We start from the raw sequence: 13,147 nt of genomic DNA, 5'->3' as shown, positions 1-13,147 counted from the left end.
GTATAGCCAGCAATTCCAACAACAGCTCAAAACCTGATTGTATCGGTTTCAATAAAAGGCAAACTATAATTACCGGTATCTGCCTTAATCTTAGCGTTCAACTGCTTTATCGTAGCGACTTCCTGATTTGCGGTTTTATAGAGATAGACGTTTTTTAAACTCGGAAGGTCCTTCAGTTTTGACAGACCTTTTGAGGTAACTTTTGTTCCCGTCAGATTTAAATACGTTAATTTTGACAGACCTTTCAACTGGCTCAATCCGGTATCGGAAATTTCTGTATTTTCTAGATGTAGGCGGGAAAGACTCGGCATTGCCGAAAATATTGAGAAAGCAAGATCTGTAACAGCTGTATTTCCTAATTTCAGCTGTACAATATTATCCTTAATACTTAATAATTCCTGTAGGTCCTTATCATTAAATTGAGGATAATTAATGGCATTAACCAACACAAAGTTATTATCTTTTGCAACTTGGATGATCTTAATACCCTTAGCCTGCCAAGCATCGATTTTATCTTTTGGCAAAGCTGGCGCTGCAGGTAAATCTGCATATAATACCGATGGAGTGTCTTTTTCCCCTGTTTCCAATTTTTTCAACAAATGAGCGATTTCCTCCGTTTGTGGTATTTCACGCACTTTTTTATCAAAATTGGCTTCTTGATCTATCCACCAGGCAATCAGTCTGATCTGATCAGGAGTTATCGGCGTACGACCTTTAGGTGGCATTCGCTTCTTATGTCCCTCAGGTAATACCAACCTGGCATATAATTCACTCTTTTTCGAATCGCTTGCATGCAGTACTGTGCCATTCTCTCCTCCTTTTAACAAATTCTCTTTTGTATCCAATGCCAGCCCCCCTTCCTGCTTTTTTTTCCCATGGCAGCTTTGACAACGCTGTTTAAGAATAGGTTGAATAATTCCATTATAGGCATCTGCTTCCTGTGCATTTTGAACGATAAGAACCTCCTCTTTGTCTTCTTCCGTTTTAAACAGCTTTTTTAGTGCCACTGGCATAGCTTCGACAAAGTAGCCCTTTCCATGCGTCAATGTTCCACCATAGTGTCCAGTGACCCCAATCATGATTACTACGAGAAAAAAAAGCCAAAAGCGAAATGCAGCAGAAGATTCTTTACGATAGAGAAACCACAATAATAAGCTGCTCAACGCCACGACAATTCCTAACCACTTGTGATAGCTCAGTACATCCTCCTCATAACCTCCATTTCGTGAAAGCAGATAACCCGATAAAGCAGCCACTATGGCAGCTATGGTCCCTAGGAATAAGGAGAGCTTAATAGCAGGCAAATACATAGCTCCGCCTTTAAACTGCGCAATAATTGCCATAACAAAAGCCAACAACAATATGCCGATCGGTAGGTGGACCAAAAGAGGATGAAATCGTCCCGAAAAGCCCAATAATTCATCAAAGAAAACCATCATTCTTTATATCTGTCTTTGAGTAAATGCAACATATAGACATTGATTGACCACTGATCGGCCACCGGTTGTTGTGTAAATGGCAATGTGGGTAAATAACCCGCTGGGCCAAACTCGGTTGTTATGGTTAATAACTTCATCCCGTTTTCCTTGTGTTTAGCAACAACTTTATCCCACCAGGCCAAATGTTGTGCAACAATACTCTTCCATTCAGGAGCGGCGGGGTCGTTGACTTGTGGTCCTTCGGGATGCCCAATGCGTGCATGAATGTGCTCAGTTCTGGACAGTGCCTTTGTTACGGCCTCGGTCTGATCAGAAAGCATTGATTCGTGTACATTGCACCAATGCGAAATATCCAACGCAAGTTGTAACGTCGGAATCTTCTCTAAATATTCTTTTGTTACATGGGCTGCAAAACTAAATCTTCCGCGATGAGTCTCATGATAAACGGGGATATGGTACTTATTTTTAGCTGCATCAGCAAGCTCAATCAATGTTTTGTTCTGTTCAAACGAGTAATAATCTTTACCTGTATGGCAATTAATATAATCGGGTTTCAGCTGTGCTGCTTCATCCAAATTACGCTTAAAACTTTCTTTATATTCCTCATAAGTTCCACCAGATCCCCCTGAAAGTAACCCTAAACTCAATCCATGTTTATGTAATGCATCGATCATCTCTTTGCGCTCTTTGGGACTACCAGGTAACCAAGATTCAACACCATCGTAACCTGCATTTTTCACACGGAGACAGAACGTATCCCAGGAATCACTATTTCCCCAATTGGTGCAATAATATTTAATGTGCAACTGCTGGGCAGTCATGGATAGAAAACTGCTCATAAATAAAATTAATACTAGAAATTGTTTCATTTTTTTAAATTATAGCTTGAATTAGTTCACCCTCCACATCTGTCAATCGGAATGGCCTTCCCTGAAAATCGTATGTAAATTTCTCATGATCAAAACCCAAAAGATGAAGCATGGTCGCATGGACATCGTGTACAGAACTACGCCCTTCTACCCCGGCGAACCCGATATCATCGGTCTGACCGTAACTTATACCATTACGAACTCCTCCACCTGCCATCCAGATGGTATAGGCATCGGTATGATGATCACGTCCCAGGAATGGCATGTCGCTGTTGTCCCTATTTTCTTGCATCGGTGTGCGCCCAAATTCCCCGCCCCACACCACCAGTGTTTCTTCCAGCAAACCACGTTGCTTTAGATCCATAATCAATGCGGTCATAGGTCGATCAATCTCTCGGCATTTATTTCTAAAACCGAGATCAATCGAATCTGCTGGATTAGTACCGTGACTGTCCCAGCCCCAATCAAATAACTGAACGAATCGTACCCCTTGTTCTACGAGTTTCCGAGCCAATAGACAATTATTGGCGAACGATTCCTTACCAGGCTCTGTTCCGTACAATTCGTGAATATAAGCCGGTTCATTATTGATGTCCATCACTTCAGGTACGGTTACCTGCATTTTATAAGCCATCTCATATTGTGCGATCCGCGACAAGGTTTCGGGGTCTTTAAAGGTATCATACTCTGTTTTGTTGACGCTATTTATGGCATCAATCAAATCACGCTTCATACCCCTTCCCATTCCTTCAGGATCGGCAATGTACAATACGGGATCACCCTTTGAACGACATTGAACGCCTTGGTATACCGATGGTAAAAATCCACTTCCCCAGACACTTTTACCAGCATCAGGCGTTTTACCTCCCGATGTTAACACAACAAAACCGGGTAAATTGCTATTTTCAGATCCCAGACCATAAGTTACCCATGAACCAATGCTAGGGCGACCGAGACGGGCACTTCCTGTATGCATAAACAATTGGGCCGGGCCGTGATTGAACTGATCGGTATGCACAGCCTTCAGAAAACTCACTTCATCAACGACTTTACTAAAATGAGGCAAATGATCTGATACCCAAGCCCCACTTGCTCCATACTGTTTAAAAGTAGCCTGTGGTCCCAGCATTTTTGGAATCCCACGAATAAAAGCAAATTTCTTTCCTGCAAGCAAGGACTCCGGACAAGGTTGATTATGTAATTTCTGCAAGGCAGGCTTGTAATCAAATAACTCCAATTGTGATGGAGCGCCAGCCATATGCAGGTAAATGACACTTTTAGCCTTACCTGGGAAATGAGGTGGCTTGGGCACAAGTGGATTGAGTGCATTCAGATCCAACTTTTCTGCTGATTTTGACCGTCCCCATCCGTTACAACTCGTTAACAAACTCCCCAAAGCAATACCGCCGATACCGGCCACACAATCTTTTAGAAAATGTCTTCTGGTGACAGCCTGCAATTCAAATTGTTGCGCTTCTTTTATTAGCTTATTTAGGTCTTTCATCTGACTATCATTACGTATGAACGGGCTGTGTCTCTAAAATTTTAGTGCGCAGCTTTAGCTCATTTCGGTTTATATTCTTACTATTTTATAGGTCTAACCTTCTCAATAAAAGACTTCGTTTTCATACGATAGTCCTTATTCAGAAGTTTCGGTCCATATTTATCATTTCAATATTTATGATTTCGTTAAAAATTCGTCCAAATTCAACACTGCATTCGCAACAAGCATGTAGGCAGCTTTTGAAGGCAGGACCTTTACATTACTTTTTGCTAAATCCTCATTCAAAAATTTGGCTGCTGAATCAGGTTTTTTGCTGAAATCAACCAATGCCTTTTGATAAAGATGTTCCAGTTCCTTGAGTTTCTTTTCATCGGCATCCTTCAACATGGCACGTCTATAACCGAAACGAATACCATTCCGAAGGTTTCCATTTCCCTCTTTCTCCATAATAGCCCCCAGATGTTTAGCCGCTTCGAGATAAACAGGATCATTTAATGTGGCAAGCGCTTGCAGCGGTGTATTGGTGCGAATACGGTCGACCAAACAAACCTCCCTGCTAGAAGCATCAAAAGAAACAAAAGACGGATAAGGACTCGTACGCTTTAAAAACGTATAGATGCCCCTTCGGTATTGATCTTCTCCAGCACTTTTCACCCAGGACTCACCGCTATATACAGTCATCCATACCCCATCAGGTTGGTAGGGCATTACACTTGGTCCATACATTTTGTTGCTGAGCAATCCACTTACAGCTAAAGCTTGGTCACGAATCTGTTCGGCAGATAATCTAAACCGAGGTCCCCTTGCCAAATAATAATTCTGTGGATCCTTCTCAAAATTGGAATTGTTCAAGCTAGAGGACTGCTTATACGTTCCGGATAAGACAATCTCGCGGATCAGTTTTTTAACGCTCCACTTTTTGTTATTCATCAGATCTAGGGCAAGGTAATCCAATAACTCTCGGTGAATTGGCGGGATACTCTGAGTGCCCATATCTCCCAATGGTTCAACTAGGCCCCGGCCAAATAGCTGTGCCCATACGCGATTAACTAAGGTTCGTGCTGTCAAGGGGTTTTCCTTACTGACAATCCACTGCGCAAACCCCAGACGGTTGCGCGGAGCGCCTTTCGGGAAACTATTCAGTGAAGCCGGAACTGTAGGCTGTACTTCCGCCCCCAGATACAGACGGTTACCACGTATAAATACATTTGTTTTACGATGCATGTCTTTGGGATTTTCAATCATGATTGGCACACCTTCGGGTTGCATGTTGACCAACTGGAGAAAAGTCTTTTGAAAATTCATATTATCCAGTGACTTTTCATGTGGAAAGTTCTCACGAAATGCAAACCATTCAATCATGCAGATCGGCTGCCCATGCGCCACAGATGGATTTTTGAAAACCAGATATAAGTCATGTACACCGCGAGTCGGGAGTATGGGAGACTGAATAACCTGTCTTCCATTTGTACTCGGCAAATCAATAACGGCGAGAATTGGTCCTGTAGGTTTATCCACGTGAATTTCTAATTTTCCATCTACCGCGCCTGTCCAGAAATTCATAAAAAATTGCTGTTTATTATCCAAGTTTATTGCCCTTAACCGAGCCGATCCTCCAGTTCTAACCCCCAACCATTTCGTATCATAAAGCGCACCATCTACTATTTGATCGCTGTAATGCGCATGTATTTTGGGTTCAAGAGTGTGAAGGAATAGATCTGTTGATTTTACCAAGCTTGTATTTCCTGTCGTCGACAACCACCTTTTTATACTGTCAATTCGCTTTTCATCTTGTGCCGTATAAAAACGAAGTTTAGGATGATCACCTTGGGTGTCTTCATCTCTGGTGTTGTTAAAAAAAGCTAACGATTTATAATACTCTTCAAATTTAAAGGGATCATAAGTATGACTATGGCATTGCACGCATTCGAAGGTTGTACTCAACCATACTTGATAGGTTGTATTTAAGCGATCCAAAACCGCAGCCATCCGAAATTCCTCACTATCGGTCCCCCCTTCATCATTATTCATGGTATTGCGATGGAAGGCGGTTGCGATAAGTTGATCCTTGGTTGGCTCCGGGAGCAAATCCCCAGCGAGCTGTTCAATCGTAAATTCATCATAAGGCATATCCTTGTTCAAGGCCTTAATGACCCAATCCCGATAGGACCATATCGTGCGCGAACCATCCTTCTCGTAACCCTTCGTATCTGCATATCGCGCCATATCCAACCACCAACTCGCCCACTTTTCGCCATATTTCTGCGACGCCAGCAAACTATCTACACGCAAGGTATAAGCATCATCACGCTGATCTGCTTCAAAGACTTGAATTTCTGCCAACGTTGGTGGAATACCAATCAGATCTAAATACACTCTCCGTAGCAACAGTGCTTTATCGGCCTCATCAGCAAAGGATAATTTCTTCTCCTTCATCTTATCCAAAACAAAAAAATCAATCGTATTGTTCACCCCTTTAGGCTTAACACCAAATATACTGAGCAATGAAAAGGTTTAGGTACCTCAGTCTCCTTGGGCGTTGTATATGCCCAATGCTCTCCCCATTTGGCACCTTCATCGATCCATCTTTTGAGTATATCAATTTCATCATCGTTCAGTTTAGGGGCATTGTAAGGCATACGCAATTCAGGGTCATCGGAAATCAGTCTCTTTACCAATTCACTATGTTCGCCATCGCCACGAATAATTGCTGGTTTGCCAGACTCGGCTTTGGCGAAAGCCTCATTTTCAAAAAGAAAACTTAGTCCGCCATTTTTTTTAACCCCACCATGGCATGTGATACAATGTTTATTCAATATCGGTTTAACATCAGCGCTAAAATCAATTGGCTCTTTCTTTCCAAAGGTCAAAATGCTCGTACCAATAAGCACAAGCGCCAATAATGTTAGCACCACAATCTTTTTTCTCATAGCATTGGGATATATCTACTCTATAACATTTTAGGTTTACGCACTACAACGAAATAAATAATGATTGTTTTTTTCGTTAAGTGGAGCCGAAACTATCCGATAAATGTGCTAGTTTCGAGTAGGATAAAATTAGATAACAACACTGGATTATACTAAAACTGGATTAACAGAAACATAAACAATATTACCCTTTGCTCTTGCAAGATTTTCTGGATACTATATTCCCACTTGCTCAAAAGATTGATTTAAAACAGCATGATGTACTCTTTTCGGTTAAACTGCAGTCCCTAAAAACGGTACTTTTATACCATATTCTTTCGTCTCAAAAAGTATAACAATTTCGATACGAACTCACTTTTTTGATTTCATACACTGCATACATCTCAGTTAAATTTGCTTAAACGTGATTCCAGTATCAGGGCCATCGCTTTGCTAAAATAGTATGCAAAAAAGTAACAATAGTGTCAGTACCTCCCCATCCAGAGTTTTAAATTTACAAGCTAACCCTTTCAATTATGAAATATCTTTATTTAATACTATGCTGTTCGTTTACCCTGTTCTCTTTCGGGCAACCAACATCTGACAACAACCTCCATTTCGATCAGTTGGCTTCGCGATGGGATGAAGCCATTCCCTTGGGAAATGGTCAATTGGGTGCACTGATTTGGAAAAAAGACAATACGATTCGATTTTCACTTGATCGCGCAGATCTATGGGACGAAAGAAAGGCCTTTGCAATAGAAAACCACAATTTCAATTGGGTCCAACAACAAATAAAAAACAACAGCTACGGCATTGTACAACAGTGGGGAGACGCTCCTTATGACAGATCCCCCTATCCTACTAAGCTTCCAGCAGCGTCGCTGTTCTTTGACTTGGCGAAATTTGGCACTGTCGTTTCAAACGTACTTGATCTGGAACAGGCCACCAATATTCTTAGATTTAAAGATGGTAGGATATTAAAAACCTTCATACATGCCTATAAACCATTTGGCTATTTTGAAATCACAGGAAACAATGTTAGTGACCTTTTACCTCAATTAATTCCACATCAATATGAAAATAACGCAAACAAAGACGAAAACAAAAGCGTTGTCGAAGGTCAAGATTTAGCAAGATTAGGGTATAAGCAAGGAAATATAATCCGCACCAGCAACTATGAAGTGCTGCACCAAAATACGTATGATGATCATTTTTTTGAAGTTGTATTGAGGTGGGAAAAAATATCAGCTAAAAAGCTGATTGGTTATTGGACAATCGTCAATGATCAAAAGGCAACCCCATCTGCACTTTCCCTCAAAAAATACACCGAAGAAAAAGCAAGCCATTTGCATTGGTGGTCAAACTATTGGTCCAAATCAAGTATAACCATTCCTGATAAAAATCTTGAAAAACAATATTATCTTGATATGTATAAACTCGGTGCTGTCGCAAGAGAAGGTGCTCCAGCAATTACGCTTCAGGCCGTGTGGACGGCGGATAATGGTGGTCTTCCTCCTTGGAAAGGCGACTTTCACAATGACCTTAATACACAATTAAGCTACTGGCCAGCCTATTCGGGAAATAGATTGGCCGAAGCCAAAAGCTATACGGATTGGCTCTGGAAGATCCGCAAAAAAACAAGGACTTTACAAAGCAATATTTTGGTGTCGATGGGCTGAATGTACCCGGTGTCCTCACGTTAAATGGAGACCCTATGGGTGGATGGATTCAGTATTCTCTTTCTCCTACTATTGGTGCATGGGCGGCCCAGCATTTTTATTGGCAATGGAAATATAGCATGGATAAAACCTTTCTAAAAGAACAAGCCTATCCCTATATCATGGAATCTGCAACTTACCTTAAAAATATAACCACACTAAAAAATGAACGCCGTTACCTGCCCTTGAGCAGCAGTCCCGAATACAACGACAATAGTGTATCAGCATGGTTTGACAATTGGACTAATTTCGATCTTAGTTTAGCGCATTTTCTTTTCCAGGCTGCTACAGAGGTGAGTACAGCAATGGGCAAACCGCAAGAAGCAGAGAATTGGTTAAAATGCAAGGCGCAACTACCTCACTATGCGACCGATGAAACTGGGCTACAGGTTGCTGTAAATCTTCCAATGAAACATTCCCACCGTCACATGTCTCCCTATATGGCAATTTATCCATTGGATTTATTAGACATCAATAATCCGCAGGAAAAAGAGCTCATTGAGAGCTCCCTAGATCACATTAAAAAACTGGGTACACGTGCGTGGGTTGGTTATTCCTTTGCATGGATGGCTTGTTTACACGCGCGCGCTAAACAAGGAAAGGAAGCCGTAACCAATCTTCGAAAATTTGCGCAGAACTTTTGTTCCTCGAATTCCTTTCATTTGAATGGCGACCAAAAAGGCGGGCAATATTCAGACTTTACGTATCGACCATTTACCTTAGAAGGTAACTTTGCATTTGCACAAGGAATACACGAATTGCTCATTCAGAGCAAAAATAACTATGTAGAAGTTTTTCCGGCTTTACCTGCTGAATGGGCAACAGCGTCTTTCAAAAATTTGAGAACGATGGGTGGATTTATCGTAAGCGCTGAAAAAAAAGAAAATAAAATTGTTCTGCTGAAAATAACTGCTACCGAAGATGGTACCTTTCGAATTTTTGAACCCAAGGCACTCATGCACATCAGCACTAAGAAGCTCATACAGAGAGATAACACCATACAATATGTGAAATTAAAAAAGGGACAAACAGTCAACCTATGTAGCCTATAAAAACAATGGATTTGCCTTACAAAATTAAAAAAACACCTTACACAGTACCGATACAGTCAATTTAAGTCAGCTGATAGCGTGCAAACAATGCAAAGAACCCAAATCATCCGAAGCGATAATTTGGGTTCTTTGCATTGTTACATTACATTATTTAGAATGATTATAAAAAATAATAGATAATCCTTTGAAAAATGCAATAGGACCAATAACTTTACCTCTGTTTATAATTAATCTAAATAAAATATTCAATGAATCGCATCATCATCTACCTTATGTTGCTTGTCCCAGGAGCTCTACTTGCGCAAGCACAGCACAAAGCAGAAATACTGGGTAAAATCCTTTCGTCTGACGGAAAGCCCATTGAAGGGATAACCGTCAGACTACAACCGCAAAACATAACAACTTCTACACGATCTAATGGTTCATATCAATTTAAATCACTTAAGCCGGGTCAGGCAAAATTAGCCATATCAGCCATAGGTATTCAACCACATGAGCAGGAAGTCGAAATTACGGATGGTAAAAATAGGGTTCCTGATATTTACTTAATTGAAAATCAATCGACACTGCAAGAGATCGTTATTAATGGTAAAGGAAATAACAAATTTACTCGGAAACAGAGTTTATATGTTTCCAAAATGTCACTGAAAAATATGGAGAACGCACAGTCGTATGCTGTCGTTACCAAAGAGTTGCTAAAAAGTCAGGTGAATACAAATTATGATGATGCATTAGCCAACGTTTCAGGAATTGATAAGCTTTGGTCGGCGACTGGACGGCCCGGAGACGGTGTTAGTTACTACACGTTGCGCGGTTTTAGTACGCAGGCAGCCATGATTAATGGTGTAGTCGGTATTTCCAGTACAAGTCCAGACCCTGCGAATCTCGAAACAATTGAAGTGATTAAAGGGCCCTCTGGTTCATTATATGGCGGCGCGGCTGTTGGTTTCGGTGGATTAATCAATAATATTACGAAAAAACCTTTAGATACCGTGGGCGGTCGGGTAAATTATATTTTTGGAAGTTTCGCACAACATCGCCTTACGGCAGATATATATGGCCCATTAACAGCAGATAAAAAATTGCTCGGACGAATCAATACAGCATTATCCCATACAGGTACCTATCAAGACGCAGGATTTAATAAGTCGGTGTTTATTACACCTTCACTAACCTATAAACCAAACGAGAAACTGGATATCCAACTCGATGTTGAACTTTACCAAAACAAGGCTACTAATCCACTGATGGTTTTTCTCAATCGTTCACGTCAATTATTTGCCAGAATCCCCGAGGCACTCCAATTCGATTTTGATAAGTCCTATACTGCTAACGACGTCACATTCAAAAACCCAACCACCAACCTCCGCGGAAATGTAGTGTACCGGTTTAATGAGCGGTGGACGTCCAACACCACTGTAAACTGGAACAACCGGAAGGCAGATGGCTACTTTCAATATGTGATGTACCTACAAAACAGCAATGACACACTTATTAACAGATATGCTGGTAAACAAAATTATGCTGCAAAAAATATCAATGCTCAACAGAACTTTATTGGTGATTTTCATATCGGCGAGCTTCGCAATAGACTACTTGTCGGTCTGGATTATTTATACCAGCAAACAGAAACACATAATTCGCCCTATATCCTTGTAGACCAGATCAACACAGCAATAGATGATCCAGATTACTATAAATTTAATGCAGGAACCATTGACGCAGCCATAAGCGCTTCAACGGCAGCCAAAACGAACAATAGAGGTCGAAATCAAGTATTGGGAGCCTATGTTTCAAATGTATTGGATCTCACGTCGCAGCTACATCTAAACCTAGCGTTGCGTATGGATTATTTTGATAATAAAGGAACCTACAACTTCGATAAAGACACAACGACTGGGACTTACCATCAAACTGCTTTCTCACCCCGTTTCGGTTTGGTTTATGAAGCTGTAAAAGGTCAGGTATCACTATTCGCCAATTATCAAAATGGGTTTAAAAATGTATCTCCAGTTGTACAACCACATCCCAGCATCTCGGGAGACTTCAAGCCCCAACAAGCCAAACAATGGGAAGCCGGAGTCAAATTAGACCTTTTAAACAACAAATTAGGCCTGACAGCAAGTTACTATGACATTTCAGTAGATAATATGCTTCGTCCTGACATAGTCACCATTGACGGACAAACCTATAATATTAGTGTACAGGACGGCACGCGCTTGAGCCGGGGAGTTGACTTTGATGTTACATTGGCCCCTATTCAAGGTCTAAACCTCATTATGAGCTATAGTTATAACAATAGTAAGATGACTAAAGCAGACAAGAATGTCAACAACCTACGTCCGACAGAAGCTGGGCCTAAACATCTTTCCAACATCTGGGCAAACTATAGCTTACAGCAAGGAAAACTAAAAGGACTAGGATTTGGTATCGGCATGAATTATGCAAGTGAAAATGTAATTACCAATAGTGTTGCAACTGGCACATTTACCCTTCCGTCTTACACACTCCTGAACGCGAGTCTATCTTATGGATTTAAACATTTTGAATTCGCCTTCAAAGCAAACAATTTAGGAAATCAAACTTATTTCAAAGGATGGACAACGGTAAACCCGCAAATGCCTAGAAATATACTTGGAAGTGTTGCCTATCAATTTTAAAAATATTTTTCTATAAAAAAAGCGTTTCGACAATGGTGGAAACGCTTTTTCTAACGTGAACTACAATTTATGCGAGCTCAATCAAAAATTCCTCTTTTGGAAGTCTAAATTTTTTCAGCTTCAACAACCAATCTTGTTCTTCCATCCGATAACCCAACGGAAGCATAACCGCACTCTTCAATCCCAGCTTGTCTAAACCAAGTAATTCATCCAATTCGGCATTTGAAAAACCCTCCATAGGCGTCGCATCAACGCCTAGTTCTGCTGCCTGCGCAATTGCCAAACCAAAAGCAATATAAGCTTGCTTCGCCGCATGTGCCGCTTGTTGTTCTTCTGTAAAACTTGCTAATTGGCCTTTCAACCTATTTTTATACTCGTCAGTGCTGTCTAAAGGTAAACCTCTCAAGGTATTCATCTTGTCGAAGGTTTTATCAATGCGTTCGTCGGTGTATCTATCCCATCCTGCGAACACCAATAGATGTGAACTATCAGCCACTATTTGTTGCCCCCAAGCCACAGGCACAATTTTTTCTTTTAATTCCTGATTCGTAATCACAATTACACGGAACTGTTGAAGTCCAGAAGAGCTAGGTGCCATCCGTGCTGCCTCCAAAATCTTATCTAAATCTTCCTGAGCGACCTTTTTTGTAGGGTCGTATTTTTTTGTGGCATAACGCCATTCTAGAGTATCCAATAAAGCCATTTTGTTTTAATTTAAATGATCAATAGCAATTTCATAAAGTTATATAAAGATACATAAAAAAATAAATGTCTAAACATCAAAATCAAGAACTAAAACGATAAAAACTAGGACAAAAACAGACTGGCAGTCAGCATTTATTACTAAACTTTTAAAGCCAAAACACAGCATATTTACTTCTAATCGCAAACAAATGCCTATTTTATTCAATTTTATTAAGACCTTTGTATTGGTTTATATCCGGTTATAACAAAATGACCTTGAATCATTTGTTCTCGATGGTAATACCTTAA

8 protein-coding genes and 1 pseudogene are annotated in these 13,147 nt (G+C 40.6%); 3 read left to right on the top strand and 6 right to left on the bottom strand.

Annotation, left to right across the window (positions count from 1 at the left end; all coding sequences use genetic code 11):
* Window positions 1–26 precede the first annotated feature (26 nt).
* The 5 genes from DTA23_RS23810 to DTA23_RS28120 form a co-directional block, all read right to left on the bottom strand.
* Window positions 27–1,439, bottom strand: coding sequence for a c-type cytochrome domain-containing protein (locus tag DTA23_RS23810; RefSeq protein WP_239468844.1), 1,413 nt, complete (start codon window positions 1,437–1,439; stop codon window positions 27–29).
* On the bottom strand, window positions 1,436–2,308 hold the full coding sequence (locus DTA23_RS23805) for a sugar phosphate isomerase/epimerase family protein (RefSeq protein ID WP_112376214.1): 873 nt from the start codon (window positions 2,306–2,308) through the stop codon (window positions 1,436–1,438). Before DTA23_RS23805 ends, DTA23_RS23810 begins: the two co-directional genes overlap by 4 nt.
* Window positions 2,309–2,312: 4 nt before the next feature.
* Window positions 2,313–3,812, bottom strand: a complete 1,500-nt coding sequence (locus DTA23_RS23800) for a DUF1501 domain-containing protein (RefSeq protein ID WP_112376213.1) — start codon at window positions 3,810–3,812, stop codon at window positions 2,313–2,315.
* 174 nt (window positions 3,813–3,986) lie between these two features.
* Entirely contained in the window at window positions 3,987–6,317 is a 2,331-nt protein-coding gene (locus DTA23_RS23795) for a DUF1553 domain-containing protein (protein ID WP_218565456.1), read from the bottom strand.
* Window positions 6,281–6,742 carry a c-type cytochrome domain-containing protein gene (locus DTA23_RS28120; protein ID WP_218565455.1) on the bottom strand — a complete coding sequence of 154 codons (462 nt, stop codon included), beginning with the start codon at window positions 6,740–6,742 and terminating at the stop codon, window positions 6,281–6,283. Before DTA23_RS28120 ends, DTA23_RS23795 begins: the two co-directional genes overlap by 37 nt.
* A gap of 515 nt (window positions 6,743–7,257) precedes the next feature.
* Here DTA23_RS28120 and DTA23_RS30965 point away from each other — a divergent pair.
* The 3 genes and pseudogenes from DTA23_RS30965 to DTA23_RS23785 all read left to right on the top strand — a co-directional run.
* Window positions 7,258–9,146 (top strand): annotated as a pseudogene (locus tag DTA23_RS30965) (glycosyl hydrolase family 95 catalytic domain-containing protein); the annotation flags it as partial.
* Window positions 9,147–9,200: 54 nt separating this feature from the next.
* Window positions 9,201–9,494 carry a glycoside hydrolase family 95-like protein gene (locus tag DTA23_RS30960; RefSeq protein WP_376781402.1) on the top strand — a complete coding sequence of 98 codons (294 nt, stop codon included), beginning with the start codon at window positions 9,201–9,203 and terminating at the stop codon, window positions 9,492–9,494.
* A gap of 248 nt (window positions 9,495–9,742) precedes the next feature.
* Window positions 9,743–12,154 carry a TonB-dependent siderophore receptor gene (locus DTA23_RS23785; protein WP_112376212.1) on the top strand — a complete coding sequence of 804 codons (2,412 nt, stop codon included), beginning with the start codon at window positions 9,743–9,745 and terminating at the stop codon, window positions 12,152–12,154.
* A 67-nt stretch (window positions 12,155–12,221) separates the two neighbouring features.
* Here the strand turns inward: DTA23_RS23785 and DTA23_RS23780 are convergent, their stop codons facing one another.
* Entirely contained in the window at window positions 12,222–12,857 is a 636-nt protein-coding gene (locus DTA23_RS23780; RefSeq protein ID WP_070565384.1) for an NAD(P)H-dependent oxidoreductase, read from the bottom strand.
* Window positions 12,858–13,147 lie beyond the last annotated feature (290 nt).

The organism is Sphingobacterium multivorum (assembly GCF_900457465.1).
Taxonomy (GTDB): Bacteria; Bacteroidota; Bacteroidia; order Sphingobacteriales; family Sphingobacteriaceae; genus Sphingobacterium; species Sphingobacterium multivorum.
Note: the sequence above shows the minus strand (reverse complement) of the source record. Positions and strands in the feature narration are given on the sequence as shown.